At 41.4% G+C, this 14903-nt stretch carries 14 protein-coding genes; 8 read left to right on the forward strand and 6 right to left on the reverse strand.

Features of this window, described 5'->3' with window-relative positions; genetic code table 11:
- The first annotated feature begins 175 nt into the window (after window positions 1–175).
- Window positions 176–865 (forward strand): Crp/Fnr family transcriptional regulator, encoded by a 690-nt coding sequence (locus tag V7L29_RS09105; RefSeq protein WP_334735226.1) that lies wholly within the window; start codon window positions 176–178, stop codon window positions 863–865.
- A 918-nt stretch (window positions 866–1783) separates the two neighbouring features.
- On the opposite strand, the gene V7L29_RS09110 is transcribed toward V7L29_RS09105, so the two are convergent.
- Entirely contained in the window at window positions 1784–1978 is a 195-nt protein-coding gene (locus V7L29_RS09110; RefSeq protein ID WP_334692698.1) for a DUF433 domain-containing protein, read from the reverse strand.
- A 497-nt stretch (window positions 1979–2475) separates the two neighbouring features.
- Between V7L29_RS09110 and gloA2 the strand changes: the two genes are divergently transcribed.
- Both gloA2 and V7L29_RS09120 read left to right on the forward strand, forming a co-directional pair.
- Complete coding sequence (gene gloA2 / locus V7L29_RS09115; RefSeq protein ID WP_334692697.1) at window positions 2476–2862, forward strand: SMU1112c/YaeR family gloxylase I-like metalloprotein; 387 nt, start codon at window positions 2476–2478, stop codon at window positions 2860–2862.
- A 72-nt stretch (window positions 2863–2934) separates the two neighbouring features.
- Window positions 2935–3729, forward strand: a complete 795-nt coding sequence (locus tag V7L29_RS09120; RefSeq protein ID WP_334735227.1) for an Rpn family recombination-promoting nuclease/putative transposase — start codon at window positions 2935–2937, stop codon at window positions 3727–3729.
- A 63-nt stretch (window positions 3730–3792) separates the two neighbouring features.
- Here the strand turns inward: V7L29_RS09120 and V7L29_RS09125 are convergent, their stop codons facing one another.
- A complete protein-coding gene (locus tag V7L29_RS09125) occupies window positions 3793–4869 on the reverse strand; it encodes a PIN/TRAM domain-containing protein (protein ID WP_334735228.1) in 1077 nt (358 codons plus the stop codon).
- 248 nt (window positions 4870–5117) lie between these two features.
- On the opposite strand from V7L29_RS09125, the gene hemW reads away from it, so the two are divergent.
- Window positions 5118–6299: a radical SAM family heme chaperone HemW gene (gene hemW / locus V7L29_RS09130; RefSeq protein ID WP_334692694.1), complete on the forward strand. Its 1182-nt coding sequence runs from the start codon at window positions 5118–5120 to the stop codon at window positions 6297–6299.
- A gap of 10 nt (window positions 6300–6309) precedes the next feature.
- The gene (locus V7L29_RS09135) at window positions 6310–7197 is read left to right on the forward strand and encodes a sugar phosphate nucleotidyltransferase (protein WP_334692693.1); all 888 of its coding nucleotides are present in this window, start codon (window positions 6310–6312) and stop codon (window positions 7195–7197) included.
- A gap of 175 nt (window positions 7198–7372) precedes the next feature.
- Here V7L29_RS09135 and V7L29_RS09140 read toward each other — a convergent pair whose 3' ends face one another.
- Window positions 7373–8770, reverse strand: a complete 1398-nt coding sequence (locus V7L29_RS09140; protein WP_334735229.1) for a hypothetical protein — start codon at window positions 8768–8770, stop codon at window positions 7373–7375.
- A 506-nt stretch (window positions 8771–9276) separates the two neighbouring features.
- On the opposite strand from V7L29_RS09140, the gene V7L29_RS09145 reads away from it, so the two are divergent.
- A complete protein-coding gene (locus V7L29_RS09145; RefSeq protein WP_334735230.1) occupies window positions 9277–10425 on the forward strand; it encodes a THUMP domain-containing class I SAM-dependent RNA methyltransferase in 1149 nt (382 codons plus the stop codon).
- A gap of 28 nt (window positions 10426–10453) precedes the next feature.
- Here V7L29_RS09145 and V7L29_RS09150 read toward each other — a convergent pair whose 3' ends face one another.
- Window positions 10454–10624: a hypothetical protein gene (locus V7L29_RS09150; protein ID WP_334735231.1), complete on the reverse strand. Its 171-nt coding sequence runs from the start codon at window positions 10622–10624 to the stop codon at window positions 10454–10456.
- A gap of 400 nt (window positions 10625–11024) precedes the next feature.
- On the opposite strand from V7L29_RS09150, the gene V7L29_RS09155 reads away from it, so the two are divergent.
- Complete coding sequence (locus V7L29_RS09155) at window positions 11025–11291, forward strand: hypothetical protein (protein ID WP_334721587.1); 267 nt, start codon at window positions 11025–11027, stop codon at window positions 11289–11291.
- A gap of 120 nt (window positions 11292–11411) precedes the next feature.
- Complete coding sequence (locus V7L29_RS09160; RefSeq protein WP_334735232.1) at window positions 11412–11534, forward strand: hypothetical protein; 123 nt, start codon at window positions 11412–11414, stop codon at window positions 11532–11534.
- Window positions 11535–11566: 32 nt separating this feature from the next.
- Here the strand turns inward: V7L29_RS09160 and V7L29_RS09165 are convergent, their stop codons facing one another.
- Window positions 11567–12451, reverse strand: coding sequence for a hypothetical protein (locus tag V7L29_RS09165; RefSeq protein WP_334735233.1), 885 nt, complete (start codon window positions 12449–12451; stop codon window positions 11567–11569).
- Between the two features lie 827 nt (window positions 12452–13278).
- Window positions 13279–14898 (reverse strand): NAD(P)/FAD-dependent oxidoreductase, encoded by a 1620-nt coding sequence (locus tag V7L29_RS09170; RefSeq protein WP_334735234.1) that lies wholly within the window; start codon window positions 14896–14898, stop codon window positions 13279–13281.
- Window positions 14899–14903: the final 5 nt, after the last annotated feature.

A 14903-nucleotide genomic window follows, 5' to 3' on the forward strand; every position in this document is an offset into this window, starting at 1 on the left:
CTCTCCCTCTCGCCCGTCGGAGAGGGACGATTTTGCGTAGTAAAATCTCTTATACCAATTCACTAAAATAATGAAACAAATGTAAACCCTCAAAGCCTTGCTGCATCTAAGTTATTGAATTGCGTTAGCGCAGCGTAAAGCCTTCTCTTCTCTTTCAGAGACGAAGACAGCACTTGTGGAAAACCAACTTTTAGCTGTCCTACTCCCTGAGGAATACTCTCGTCTTGCTCCTTATATGGACGTTGTCTATCTAGAGTTCAGGCAAGAACTTTATTTACCTAACCAACCAATTGAATACGTCTATTTTCTTAACTATGGCGTAGCCTCTTTGCTCACAGTGATGATGGACGGTTCGGCAATCGAAGTGGCTACGGTGGGCAATGAAGGAATGGTGGGTCTTCCAGTATTCCTGGGAGCCGATATGATTCCGGGCGAGTGTTTTATACAAGTTGCTGGCTCTGCCTTAAGGATGAGAGTAGATGCATTTAAAACTCATGTCACCCCAAATAGTCAGTTGTACAATCTACTACAACGATACACGCAAACGCTGTTTAATCAAATTGCTCAATCAACTGCGTGTAACCGCCTGCACTCAATAGAACAGCGAATGTGCCGTTGGCTGCTGATGACTGCTGATCGAGTAGAGACAGACACTTTTTCACTGACTCAAGAATTTCTCAGCATAATGCTAGGTGTGAATCGCTCCACTGTTAGCCTCAATGCCTCTATTCTTCAGAAGGCAGGGCTAATTAACTATAGTCGCGGGCAAATAACTATCCTTGACCGCTTAGGTCTAGAAAATATCACCTGCGAGTGTTACCAAGTCGTCAATGCGGAGTTTAAGCGTTTGCTTAACGGTAAGTAGGTCGGCGTAAATATTTATCGTTGGATGAGGCAGGAGGTAATACTATTTCACGAAAAATCTGATACAGATGTAAACCCTGAAAGCTTTGCTACATCTAAGTTTTTTAATTGCGTTAGCGCAGCGTCTCGTAGAGGGGAGCATCCCAATTTTGCAAATTTACCAAGATAATAGATTGTCATTGCGAATGAAGCGTTCGCCCTTGGCGTTCCCGTTCGCGCAGCGTCTCTGTTAGGAGAAGGGTAGCGGAATGTTCGCCCTTGGCGTTCCCGCAGGGTAGCAATCGCAACATCTAGACTTTGCGATTACTTCGCTCCATTTCATTACGCTCGCAATGACAAAATATGTTTTTACACATTTGGGATGCTCCCTCGTAGAGAGCGTCATTGTGAATTGCGAATTGTGAATTAGTATAAGAGGGTTTGAGAAAGCAATATCTCTTTTTGCTTGCTAAATCTACCGAAATGAGAAAGCAAACTGGGGTTTGAGAAAGCAATGTGTCTTTTTACTTGCTAAATCTACCGAAATGAGAAAGCAATATCTCTTTTTGCTTGCTGAATCTACCGAAATGAGAAAGCAAACTGGAGTTTGAGAAAGCAATATCTCTTTTTACTTGCTAAATCTACCGAAATGAGAAAGCAATTAGGCATTTTGAGTAAACAATCAAGCATTTTGAGAAAGCAATATGTCTTTTTGCTGATTGAATATGAATTTTTGAGAAAGCAATATGCCTTTTTGCTGATTAAATATGAATTTTAGTTAAATATGCGAAAGGTTAGACATCAGACAACAATGATAAAGGACGGATACAAATACGGCTTGGCTCAACCGTAACGGCTGCTCCTTGCTGCCGCAGAGAGTGGTAATCCCCGATCAAGCAACAGTTTCATAGCGGTTAGGTAGTTCAATGATGCGATCGTCCTACTTGGACGATACAAAAATTAAGGCTTGCTGAATATCTTCATCTTTTAATTCGGGAAACTCCTGCCGTAGTTCTTCTCGATTAGGGTAGGTAGCTAATAACTCAATCACCTGACGAACAATAAGGCGAAGATTACGAATAGAGGGCTGTCCATTCATGCAATTAGGATTGCTGGTGATACGATCTAATTTCATGGAAGTAACTCTAGCTCTTTGCAAAAATTATGGTCGTATATTGCTTCATGCCATTGCTTATTTTAGTTTCTTACTTGCGCCCAATTTTATAAGCAAATTCCTGATTAACATTTATTTAGGAATTATAGCGGTTTCTGCATGGGTAATATACAAAAAGAAATAACTAACTACAAATAACCGATACACTATGCATATTATAATAATTAGGACTTACGCAAAAACCCTCTCAAACTCTCATTCCTCCGTGACCTCTGCGTCGCGCCAGTTGCTTCTCCCAAGGGGAGACGCTGCGCGAACAAGTCGGGGAACCGCAAGGGCGCACTGGCTTCTCTGTGGTTCGTTTTCCGTTACTTGTGCGTAAGTCCTAATAATATCATTTTTCAAGTTAAACTTTGCTTTTTGCTTTAAAGGTGGGTAAACTTCCGCTACAGTGTACTAGTAAAATTCTATTAAAAGTGCTAAAGGTAGGTAAATGATTGGTAGCTTGAGAAGTACACATGAAAACCACTGGCATTCATCATGTAGCTATTATTTGTTCTGACTACGATCGCTCCAAAAGTTTTTATGTCAAAACTTTAGGTTTTTCAATTATTCAAGAGACATTCCGTGCTGAGAGAAATTCTTATAAATTAGATTTACGAGTTGGAGAAAATGGTCAAATAGAACTATTCTCTTTCCCAAATCCTCCGCAACGATTTAGTAGTCCAGAAGCTTGTGGTTTAAGACATCTTGCTTTTCAAGTTGATGATATCGAGGAAACTGTTTTTTACTTAAACTCACAAGGTGTAGAAACAGAAAATATCAGAATTGACGAAATTACAGGTAAAAAATTTACTTTTTTTAAAGATCCAGATAATTTGCCGTTAGAGATTTATGAAAATTAGAATATCTAGATGTTTGGATTAAAGAATTTCAGATAAATAGCAAATAAACAAGCTATTTAGTAAAATTTTCAAATGTTTGACAATATCTGTAAATTCTTAGCTGAAAATTTTTCTAGTGATTTCGCCACCTGGTTATTAGGCGAACCTATTACTTTAACCGAACTAAGTCCAAAAGAATTATCTCTGGAACCGATTCGCGCTGATGCCCTAATTCTGCTACAGTCGGAGCAAAACATCTTACATTTAGAATTTCAAACCCAAGTCGATGCGGAAATTCCTTTTCGGATGATTGACTATCGGTTACGAGTGTATCGCCGCTTTCCACGCAAAGCAATGCATCAAGTTGTAATTTACCTCAAGCAGACAAATTCAGATTTAGTACAACAAAATACATTTACAATTACCGGGACACGCCATGAATTTTCAGTTATCAGACTTTGGGAACAACCAACTGAAGTATTTCTGAAAACCCCTGGACTTTTACCTTTGGCGGTGTTGAGCAGTACAGTTGATCCAGAAGTCATACTTAACGAAGTGGCACGGGAAATTAGCGATATTACAAAATCAAGAACTCAAAGTAATATTGCTGCTTCCACAGCGATTTTAGCTGGTTTAGTATTAGATAAAGAGGTTATCAGACGAGTTTTGAGGTCAGATATTATGCGTGAGTCAGTGATCTATCAAGACATTTTACAAGAAGGCAAAGCTGAAGGTAAAGCTGAAGGCAAAGCTGAAGCTTTACTTGAGGTAGCAAGAAATCTATTTAATACTGGTATGCCATTAGAACAGATCGGTAGAGTTACAGGGTTATCAATTGAACAGTTACAGTATTTGCAGGTAAGTGAGTTTGGTGAGTCTAATCAATAAATAATCGGTGCAGGTTGACTGCACCGATTAGTAAGTGTGACTCGAATTAAACATCCCATTGTTTCACGCTAATGCTGAAGCTTGGAGTTTGGCAAAAATCATTCTTCCTGCTGTCGTTTGCAAAGCACTGGTGACTACCACTCGCAGTTCACCACCCACATAACTACTACCTTCTTCTACGACTACCATTGTGCCGTCATCTAGGTAGCCAATGCCTTGACTAGGTTCTTTGCCTTCCTTGAGAATTTTCAAATCAAGGTTGTCACCAGGTAAATAAGTGGGACGAACGGCGTTCACCAAATCATTCACATTTAAAACAGGTACTTTCTGAACACTTGCAACTTTAGACAAGTTGTAGTCGTTGGTTAGCAGTGTACCGCTGATTTCTTGGGCGAAGCGTACTAACTTGGCATCAACTGTGGGAATATCTTCGTAGTCAACTGCATTAATCAGGATGCGATCGGGATATTCTTCCTTAATGCGGTTGAGAATTTCTAGTCCTCGCCTTCCCCGCACCCGCTTTTGATCTTTGCTAGCATCGGCTACTTGTTGGAGTTCTTGCAAGACAAACTGCGGCACGATAATTTGCCCTTCTAAAAACCCTGTTTCTAATAGTGCTTCAATGCGACCATCGATAATGCAACTGGTGTCTAAAACTTTGGTATTGGCAGGTTTTAGCGTTCCTTCCACAACCATCGATTCAACGGTGTTGGGATTAATGAACCGCAATAAACCTCGCCCGTGAGTATCTGCCAAATTCATGCCAGTGACGGAGAGGATGATACTACCGACAACTGCCACCAGTGGCTTAATAAATCCAAAATCCGCCGGGATAGGTAGCAAAAATAACGGTGCTAGCATGAGGTTAGCTAGTAATAGCCCAATTACTAAACCAATGGCACGAGTTAAGATCACTTCCAGAGGCATTTCTTTGACTTGTGATTCTAGACGACGATATGTCGTCTGGAAACTCAGCCCGATCGCACCACCAATAATAGCGGCAAACACGGCAACAACTAAGCGTAAAGCTTCAAGATTTGTTACCTGATCTAGCGTGCCATTGGGTAGTAGTTCAATGCTGTAGAACCCTATTCCCGACGCTGCTAGGATAAATGAGAAAACGATAATGGCGTCAAGCATGGTTGTCTTGTTTTCCTACAACTGTGGTAACCGATATTAAGTATTTTTTATTTCATCGGTAAGATAAACTAATCAATATTGACTTACACTAAGGGTTTAGTAGGGCAATATCTGCAATTATTATAACGAAAGGCTTTTATCTTAATATTTTTCATTGTTTCGTTGTAAAACGACAAAAACTTGTAAATAAACTACTCATTTTCATTGTCTCTAATTCGTAGTTTGATTAACTTAAAACTTTTCTCAAAATGAGTCAAAAATTTAGTATTTCTGGAATCGCGAGTTCTGCTTATGTGCATATTCCCTTTTGCAGACGGCGGTGTTTTTATTGTGATTTCCCGGTGTCTGTTGTAGGCGATCGCTTGCGGGGCGAAACATCTGGTACTATCTCCCAATATGTTGAGGTGCTATGTCAAGAAATTGCCATTACACCAGCATTTGGTCAACCCCTGAAGACAATTTTCTTTGGTGGTGGTACTCCTTCGCTGCTATCAACGGAGCAGCTACAACGTATACTTAAAGAGCTAGAGAAGCATTTTGGTATTGCGTCTGGGGCAGAGATTTCTATGGAAATTGACCCAGCTACCTTTGATTTAGCCCATATAGCAGGCTATCGCAATGTCGGCGTAAACCGGGTAAGTTTAGGTGTACAAGCCTTTCAAGAAGAACTATTGCAAAGGGCGGGGCGATCGCATTCGGTCGAAGATATTTTTGCCGCTGTGGAACTAATCCACCAAGTTGAGATTCCCGAATTTAGCTTAGACTTAATTTCCGGGTTGCCGCATCAGTCTTTAGATCAATGGCAGGATTCTCTAACAAAAGCGATCAAGCTTGTACCCACTCACATTTCCATCTATGATCTTACCATTGAACCAGGTACAGCCTTTGGTCGTTACTACAAATCTGGTGATACTCCTTTGCCGACGGATGAAGCCACAGTCAAAATGTACCAAATGGGGCAGCAAGTTTTGACTGATGCAGGTTATGAGCATTATGAAATTTCCAATTATGCCCAACCGGGTCATCAGTGTCGGCATAATCGGGTTTATTGGCAAAACCGCCCTTACTATGGCTTTGGCATGGGTGCGGCGAGTTATGTTGAGGGGAAACGCTTCACTCGTCCACGTAAAACTAGGGAGTATTACCAGTGGGTACAAGCTGGCGGTGTGATTGATTGTAATCTGACTCCCCCAGAAGAAGTATTGTTAGAAACGTTAATGTTAGGGTTGCGTTTGGCAGAGGGTGTAAGTTTGGTGGCGTTGGCAAAAGCGTTTGGGGAAGAAAAGGTAGAGGAGATTTGCAGGTGTTTGCGATCCTATTCTGATAAAGGTTGGGTAGAAGTTGGAGGGGGAAGGTTGCGTTTGAGTGATCCTCAAGGGTTTTTGTTTTCTAATGTGGTGTTGGCAAAGTTGTTTGAGAAGTTGGGGTGATGAACTGGTTATGCTAAAAAATCAGGTTAGAAAAGCTGTGATTCCAATAGCTGGTTTTGGTACTCGTTTGTTTCCAGCTACTAAAGTTGTGAAAAAAGAACTTTTCCCGATTATTGATCAAGATGGTAGGGCAAAACCTGTCATTATTGCAATTATTGAAGAGGCAATTAGTGCTGGAATTGCAGAAGTGGCGATCGTGGTGCAGCCGGATGATCAAGAAATATTTGAAAATTTATTGAAAAATCCACCCAAAAAAGAACTTTTAGATAAACTTTCACCGCTAAATCAAGAATATAGCCGATATCTTGAAGAATTAGGTAGCAAAATTACCATTTTATTGCAAGAGGAGCAATTAGGCTACGGTCATGCAGTATTTTGTGCCAAAAATTGGGTACAAAATGAGCCATTTATGCTCATGTTGGGCGACCACATTTATGCATCTGACATTGAAAAATCTTGTGCTAGTCAAATTTTAGATGTTGACAAACAAGTTAATCAAAGCGTTGTTGGTTTAACTATAATGCCAGCAGAGATTATTCATAAAGCTGGGTGTGTAACAGGAGTTTGGCAAGATTTAAACTCGATTTTATCAGTTACACAACTCTATGAAAAGCCTACTATTGATTATGCACAACAGCACTTGCGTGTAGAGGGAATGTCAGAAAATGAGTTTTTATGTATATTTGGCTTATATTTACTAACGCCGAAAATTTTTGACTTTCTCGCAGAACACATCAACCAAAATTTCCGGGAACGAGGTGAATTTCAGTTAACATCCTGTCTGGAAAGATTGCGTCAAGAAGAGGGAATGACAGGATATGTTGTTAAAGGCAAGTGTTTTGATACAGGATTGCCAGATGCTTATCGTCAGACAATGATTGATTTTAGAAAATTATAGATTAATCTCGGTAGCACTGCATAGCCTTAACCGAAGCGTATTGGCTTATAGCAGGGGTGTGTGGGGCGTGTGGTGCAGCACTGAGTCCCCACACTTTCCAATTATTATTACCAAGGACTGAGTAGTTTATTCTTTGGAAGTCTCTTGTGTGAAGTTGAAAATTAAACTAAATCAATCACAAAACTACCTCAAAACTAGCAGTAGTTAGAGCCGGAAAAGAGGTAGCACTCAATTGTGCAAATTTACCCCCCGAATTAATATCAGCAAAACCATCCGCTGAACCATTGGGGTTATAAAAGAGACTACCATTAACGCTATTGTAAACAATTTTCGCACTACTAACTGCTGCTAAACTATCGCTCGTCACTGTGGCAAAGTCTGCAGAATCTAATGCAGTTGGGAAGACTGAGTTACTGAGAGCGGTAAAGGTATTTTTCGATAGTTGGATCTTGTCTTGATCAGGAGTGAAGTCATTAATAGTATCAACTCCGAGTTCCCTAATATCAAATTTTGATCCAGTTGCAAATGCAAACTTATCTGAACCTGCGCCTCCTGCTAAGATGTCGTCCCCACTATCTCCCTGTAGGTAATCGTTGCCGTTGTCACCGATCAGAATATCTTTTCCACTACTGCCAAACAGAGTATCATCACCATTGCCCCCCAGGAGGTTGTCGTCATCACTACCTCCATCTATTTTGTCTGCACCAGATCCACCCAAAAGGATGTCAGAACCGGCCCCTCCATCGATATAATGGTTACCAGCAACACCAGAAAGTGAAATATTGTCATCACCGCCCCCAGCAAAAATAACCTGATTGCCAGGCGAAAAATCCCCTTTATTAAAGGTATCGTCTCCATTTGTGGTAGCAACATCAGTACTGATCACATTTCTGGATCGAGCAATTGCCTCTTTTATGGCATCACCAACATTCTCATTTTTAGAACCAAGAGTCAGTACACTACCTCGACCAAGCTTGGTAACTAGTCCCTGGTAATCGGCTACAACATCACTCGTAGTTAGAAAAATGGGAATAATGTTATTTGCTTCTAGCGCAGTTTTTACTTGTCTAATCTTTGGATAATCTTCATAAGGATCAATTACACCATCTCCATTATTGGCAATAGTATCACTTGGACTAACTGCTGCACGATCGCCGGCAACGTGGTAAACACCATCGGTGGCTAGGAAAACAATGCGAAATGAACCGACTCTGTAACCGAGACTGCCACCGCTATCTAAAGCTGCGTACAAGAGTGCGTCTAATTGTGATTCGCGCCGATCATTGCCACCAAAAGCTTCAAAGCCAAAGATTTTGTCTTTAACTGTTGTTACATTATTTGTTAAAGGGACTTCTGCTTGATATATATAGTCAGCGTAACCCCCAAGAGGCGGAATTGGCTTATCCTTGAAAGAGGCAATACCAAATTTTAGGTCATTACCAAAGATACTTGCTAAAATCGGGTTTGTTAACCGATTTACCGTCGCCGGAAGTACGGCTTTTAGCTCGACCAATTGTTGCTCATCTGACGCTGTTAAGTCTTGTAGCAGAACAATATCAGATACTAGAGTCATAGTTTATTCCTCTGACTATTTTAATTAATGGGTTGCATTGCAAAGTGCATAAACACTATTTCAGCTTGATACTAGCAGGGTTAATTGATTTTAGATAGTACTTAAATTGAAAAAATATAATCTTTTTCAACAAATATTTGCAGTGTCCTTACTCAGCCTTGATTTTGTTTGTCTGGGGCTTGTCAAGCGGAGTTAGTTAATTGATTGTACCTTACTAACGTTATAGTCGCAGACTTAACGAGAGAAAATGTCAAAGTAATTCGTAATTGATAATGATGCTCTTTACGAGACGCGCAAGGGACGCGGACTCGCTAACGTAATTTAATTGTAATCAGTGCTTACTTTGTAACCTCCACTATCTTGTTGACCACCAAATCGGAGATTTTGGTGGTTGCTCTGTATCTTGTTAATTACGAATTACGAATTAGTAATTATTTGGTCACAAGATATGAGTTAATAAAGTGCGTCAATGGGTCAGCAGTGAAGATAATGCTTTGGATTAGAGGATGAATCAGTATTTTGCAACGGTTGCTCGCGGATTAGAAACCCTTGCGGCTCAGGAGTTAGAGCAATTGGGTGCCCATTCCGTGGAGCCAGGGTTTTGCGGTGTAGCCTTTGAGGGCGATCGCACCCTGCTCTATCGCGTCAACCTCTGGGCAAGGCTGCCGTTCCGAATCTTGGTGAAGATCCATGAGTTTACATGCCTTGATGCCAAGGATCTCTATCGCGGCATCCAGAGCATCGATTGGCTAAACTATTTGACGCCAGACATGACGCTGGCGGTGAATACCACAGGCAAAAACGATCGCCTCAACCATACCCACTTTACGGCCCTCCAGGTCAAAAATGCGATCATTGACCAGCAGCAGTCAAATCTGGGTGAGCGTTCAAATGTAGAGCTGCAAGCACCAGATGTGCGGATCAATGTTCATATTGAACGCGACTTTTGTACCGTCAAACTCGACAGTTCTGGAAATAGTCTGCATCGCCGAGGTTACCGCCCTGCGGTTGGATCAGCCCCTCTCAAGGAATCTCTGGCTGCTGCCCTGATTCAACTTTCGGGTTGGCAGCCAGACCAGATGTTCTACGATCCTCTGTGTGGGTCTGGCACCTTACCCCTGGAAGCTAGTTTAAAGGCACTGAACATAGCACCAGGGCTGTTTGGCGTTCGCGCAAGCGCTGCTAAAGCAGGTCGCTTTGGATTTGAAACTTGGCTCGATTTTGATCTGTCCCTTTTAGAAAAGCTGCTCGAAGAAGCTAAGGACAGCCAACTGGATACCCTGACTGCGCCTATTTGGGGAAGCGATCGCGATGAAAACGTGATTAAACAGGCGATTAACAATGCTCAAAACTGCGGTGTTGATAACCATGTATGGTTTTCTCAAATGGAGCTTGCTGATGTTGTCGCCCCCGCAGACAGTGGGGTTTTATTCTGCAACCCACCCTATGGCGAACGCCTGGGGCGAGATAGCGATTTGGGAGCATTTTACAAACTTTTGGGTAATGTCCTCAAACAACGCTTTAAAGGCTGGACTGCATTTGTGCTGAGTGGCAACAAGGAACTGTCTCAATCGATTGGACTAAAATCATCTCAACGGATTGCAGTGTACAACGGAACGCTGCCCTGTCAGTTAATGAAATATGAACTGTACTGAATACAGCATTTGATTAATTCGTAGCGAATTAATGAAAGGCAATACCTTGCAATGCCAATGCATCCCAATACAATACCAATGCATCCCGATACAATCTTAATGCGTTAAGATGCAATGCCAATGCATCCCGATACAATCTTAATGCGTCAAGATGCAATGCCAATGCATCCCAATACAATGTTAATGCGTCAAGATGCATTAAAACGCTACGCTTTTATGCAAAACTGTACTAAGACAGAATCGACCAGATTTTGCGATTTCCGGTTTGTAGTATGTTTAAGGCGAGCGCTCTTAACTACTTCTGATCACTAAAAAATACATTGCCTCGAAATTTAGTGAGACTGGGGATGTGCTGTATTGTCGAGGTTTAGTGAAAACCGCAACCTAAATTCGCTCTTGTGTAGCATTGGCTATCTCAATAGACTCATATGAGTCGCTAAGATTTTTAATCCTCTTTAAGAAATTTAACTTGAGCTAAAAAAACTTCAATTCTTCTCTGAGCATAGATTTTGAGAGTTAAGATCATAAATACTTTAAAAAAGTGCCAGTATGATCTATTACTGACAATCTGCAATTTATTTATTGTTAAAAGGCTATTTATGTCAGACCTATTCACCTTTACCGTTACCAATAAAACCGAACTAACAATTACAGAGTTATGGGTATCCGTCGATGATCAAGAGTGGGCTTCATTTAGCTTGGGTGAGTCAGGGATTCCATCAGGTCAAACAGCAACAATTGCTTGGGCTGAATATACGAATGGTTCGCCCTGTGAATGGTACATCTCTGCTGTATTTGAAGATGAATCAGAAAGTGAGTCAGCTCTATTTAACTTCTGTAAAGAACCAGCTTTAACAATCGGATAAATTCCCCACTCGCGCTTGATACATGATTGCATATCGACTCCAGACATAAAAACAAAAGCCCTACCTCGAAAGCATCTAGGTGGGGCTTGATATTAAAATTGATACATAATCGATCAGATTTTGCGATTTCCGGTTTGTAGTATATTTAAAGCGATCGCTCTCAACTACTTGGACTTCGGACTCTTGGCAGCTTACAGTAGATATCGCGATCGCCTTAAAGAAATTGACAATCTAGCTACTTGAGTAAATGAATAAAGCTTGCTTTGTCATTTGCCCTACTTTGTCGGGCTGAAACAGGTTTCATCCTTACTTATCAGACAAAGCTGTTTCTGACCCAGATCGGTTTTAAATTTCACCTGATAAGTTTCATTTTCCGCAGGCAAAGTTTTCGTGTAGTTATTTGCTCTGTCGCACGAAAAGTCACGAGTGAAAGATGCTGGAGACCAGTTAATTGTCATCGTACTGCCGCTCAGACTGACTTTTCCTTTTCGAGATTGGAAAATTTGCTGGTTGCAACTGCCGTTCATTACGTTCATTATTCCTGTAAATTCAACCGTTGCGTTCGGCAGAAATTGATAAGTGAAACGCGAACCGTTCGAGCCGATATATGTACCATTCGTACTTACAGCACTGTTTCCGGTATGCGCCCAAACCCATTTTCCAACTAGAGACGAAATCTCTCCAACGCTGCCAGATGAATCATCAGCATTATTTGAAGCGGTTTCGCCTGCGTGTGCGCTATCGTAAACAGACAGCAAAAGTTTAGCTTCCGCATCATTCGGTAAATTTCGCAATTGCCCTACAAATTCTCCGTTAAATGCTTGCCGAATCCGGCTTTGTTCCTCTTCATTATTAGCACGAGCTTGGGTATAATTGGAAATTATATTGTCAATGCTTTTTCTAGTTTCATCTGGATTTTGGCGAAACTCATTTAATTTTATTGACTGATATTCATTGCGCTGTTCGCTAGTGAATTTTGCTGAAAATGCCCATTCGTAAAAAGCGATAACTTTATCAATATCCGATTTGTTGAGAGATTCGTTTTGAGCCGTTACTAAAACTTTACTTCCAGCAGCCTGGGCAGAAATATTTATAGTCGCTCCGTCCATCAAAAGGATATATAAAAATAAGATGGAAAAATACTTGAATTTGTTCATCATTACTGTAATTCTGTTGCCATTAAATTAATTTTCCCAACAAGTGGGGAGTTTACAGTTCTTTGCAAGTAAATTAAGTACACCTTCCCAAAGCATCGGGGAGGATGCGCGACAGCGCGGCTGGGGTATTTTTGTACCTCACAAACTTGCAATCTGCTGTATATGTAAGATTACACCTGTAAGTGTGTGACACACTAGTTAAGTTGCCATTAAATTAATTGTAAACGTTCAGGGGATACAAATAAGAATAAAAACATCAAAGACTAAATAATTTGTATTACATTCGCAAGTTGTTAAAACTTATCAAGAGTAAAATCAAGCTATTATAAATGTACTTAATGTAGTAACTAAAAAAGGCATTAGCGCTTGTCCAATATAGAAGTCATTTCTGTGCAAAATCAGGAATATCTACACTCAGGGAGGTAATTAGTTATAGAAGCTGATATATGTGTATTTGCTGTATACAGTTCGACTGAAATTAAGTTTTTAATTGTTGTGATATAGCAATCCTAAATGAGTCGTGAAAAATATAGATAAAGTATAGCAATCCGAATTGAAACGTGAGAAAATACGGAAATTAAAAGTACGTATTTATAGGCATTTCAGCAATTTTGTCTCTCACGAATGATTTAGGATTGCTATAGAAATTGCAAAAAGTTTATGCAGTAGGACTGCTAGTACAGCTTGGCAAAAATAAATTTTTTCTCACTAACTGCATAATATTGATTTCTCACACCAATAAATATATAGAAGTCAAGTTTCACTTACAAAACAGAAAAAAACATCATGAGCACTCTTGGCAGCTTACCGTAGGTATCGCATTCACTATTTCAGATTTTGCGCTCACAATTTTTTAAAATACTTAAAGCCACCGCCTCTGCAACCTTGATACCATCGATACCAGCCGAGAGAATTCCCCCTGCGTATCCTGCTCCTTCACCACCCGGATAAAGACCGACTGTATTCACGCTCTGATAATCTTCTTTGCGTTTAATCCGAATCGGTGATGATGTGCGGGTTTCCACCCCAGTCAACACGGCATCGTCCATCGCAAATCCTTTAATTTGTTTGTCAAAAGCAGGAAGTGCTTCACGGATGGCGGCGATCGCATAATTTGGTAAACTCTGACTCAAATCTCCCAAATGTACTCCAGGTGTATAAGACGGTTTAACTGTGCCCAATGCTGTAGAAGGGCGATGGTTAAGAAAGTCTCCCACCAACTGCCCTGGAGCTTCATAAGTGCCACCGCCCAATTCAAAAGCCTGTTCTTCCAACCGCCGTTGCAAGTCAATTCCCGCCAAGGCATTTCCCGGATAATCTGTGGGGGTGATGCCCACAACGATCGCACTATTGGCATTGCGCTCATTGCGAGAGTATTGGCTCATGCCATTGGTGACGACTCGCCCCGGTTCCGATGCGGCAGCAACCACCAAGCCCCCCGGACACATACAGAAACTATAAACGGAACGACCATTTTCACAGTGGTGAACCAGTTTATAATCAGCAGCACCTAAAATTTTATGACCCGCTTGAGCGCCGAAACGACATTGGTCGATCAAAGACTGGGGATGTTCGACGCGAAAGCCGATGGAAAAAGGTTTAGGCTCAATGTAAACCCCGCGATCAAATAGCATTTGGAAAGTATCGCGGGCGCTGTGACCCACCGCCAGAACCACATAATCGCTGGCGATATATTCCCCACTGGCGAGGGTGACTCCCCGCACTTGTCCATTTTCGATGTTGATATCTTCCACCCGACTTTGAAAGCGAATTTCACCGCCGAGGGATTCGATTTTAGCACGCATACTTTGGACGATTCCCACCAGTTTGAAGGTGCCGATATGCGGTTTGTTGATATAGAGAATTTCCGGTGAGGCTCCTGCATTGACAAGTTCGGTTAGTACCTTGCGCCCATAATGCTGAGGATCTTTGACTTGACTATAGAGTTTACCATCGGAAAATGTACCCGCTCCACCTTCGCCAAACTGAACATTGGATTCTGGGTTGAAGTCTGATTTTTTCTTCCAAAAGTTAAAGGTATCAACGGTGCGATCGCGAACTTGTTTGCCACGTTCTAAAATAATTGGACGAAACCCCATTTGCGCGAGCATCAAACCCGCAAACAAGCCACAAGGCCCTGTACCAATGATAATGGGGCGAATCGCCAAATTGCTGGTAGCTTGTGCCACTGGGCGATAACTCATGTCTGGCGTGACCATCACATGGGGATCTTTTTTCAGGCGCTTGAGTAGATGAGTCTGGTGAGTCGTTTCTACATCCAGAATATAAACAAGGGTGATCTCTCCTTTCTTACGGGCATCGTAGCTACGCTTGAAGATGGAATAGCTGATCAATTCTTCAGCCGTGATTTGCAGCTTTTTGAGGATGGCAGACTTGATCTGATCTTCAGGATGATCAAGCGCGAGCTTTATTTCTGTTAGTCGTAACATAGCGA

Source organism: Nostoc sp., assembly GCF_036916575.1.
Lineage (GTDB): Bacteria > Cyanobacteriota > Cyanobacteriia > Cyanobacteriales > Nostocaceae > Nostoc.

Excerpts from the sequence above, each read along its gene's own strand:
- V7L29_RS09140 (WP_334735229.1), bottom strand. The coding sequence starts at position 8,770 with ATGACTCTAGTATCTGATATTGTTCTGCTACAAGACTTAACAGCGTCA.
- hemW (WP_334692694.1), top strand. The coding sequence starts at position 5,118 with ATGAGTCAAAAATTTAGTATTTCTGGAATCGCGAGTTCTGCTTATGTG.
- V7L29_RS09155 (WP_334721587.1), top strand. The coding sequence starts at position 11,025 with ATGTCAGACCTATTCACCTTTACCGTTACCAATAAAACCGAACTAACA.
- gloA2 (WP_334692697.1), top strand. The coding sequence starts at position 2,476 with ATGAAAACCACTGGCATTCATCATGTAGCTATTATTTGTTCTGACTAC.
- V7L29_RS09145 (WP_334735230.1), top strand. The coding sequence starts at position 9,277 with ATGAATCAGTATTTTGCAACGGTTGCTCGCGGATTAGAAACCCTTGCG.
- V7L29_RS09170 (WP_334735234.1), bottom strand. The coding sequence starts at position 14,898 with ATGTTACGACTAACAGAAATAAAGCTCGCGCTTGATCATCCTGAAGAT.
- V7L29_RS09110 (WP_334692698.1), bottom strand. The coding sequence starts at position 1,978 with ATGAAATTAGATCGTATCACCAGCAATCCTAATTGCATGAATGGACAG.
- V7L29_RS09150 (WP_334735231.1), bottom strand. The coding sequence starts at position 10,624 with ATGCATCTTGACGCATTAACATTGTATTGGGATGCATTGGCATTGCAT.
- V7L29_RS09165 (WP_334735233.1), bottom strand. The coding sequence starts at position 12,451 with ATGATGAACAAATTCAAGTATTTTTCCATCTTATTTTTATATATCCTT.
- V7L29_RS09120 (WP_334735227.1), top strand. The coding sequence starts at position 2,935 with ATGTTTGACAATATCTGTAAATTCTTAGCTGAAAATTTTTCTAGTGAT.
- V7L29_RS09135 (WP_334692693.1), top strand. The coding sequence starts at position 6,310 with ATGCTAAAAAATCAGGTTAGAAAAGCTGTGATTCCAATAGCTGGTTTT.
- V7L29_RS09125 (WP_334735228.1), bottom strand. The coding sequence starts at position 4,869 with ATGCTTGACGCCATTATCGTTTTCTCATTTATCCTAGCAGCGTCGGGA.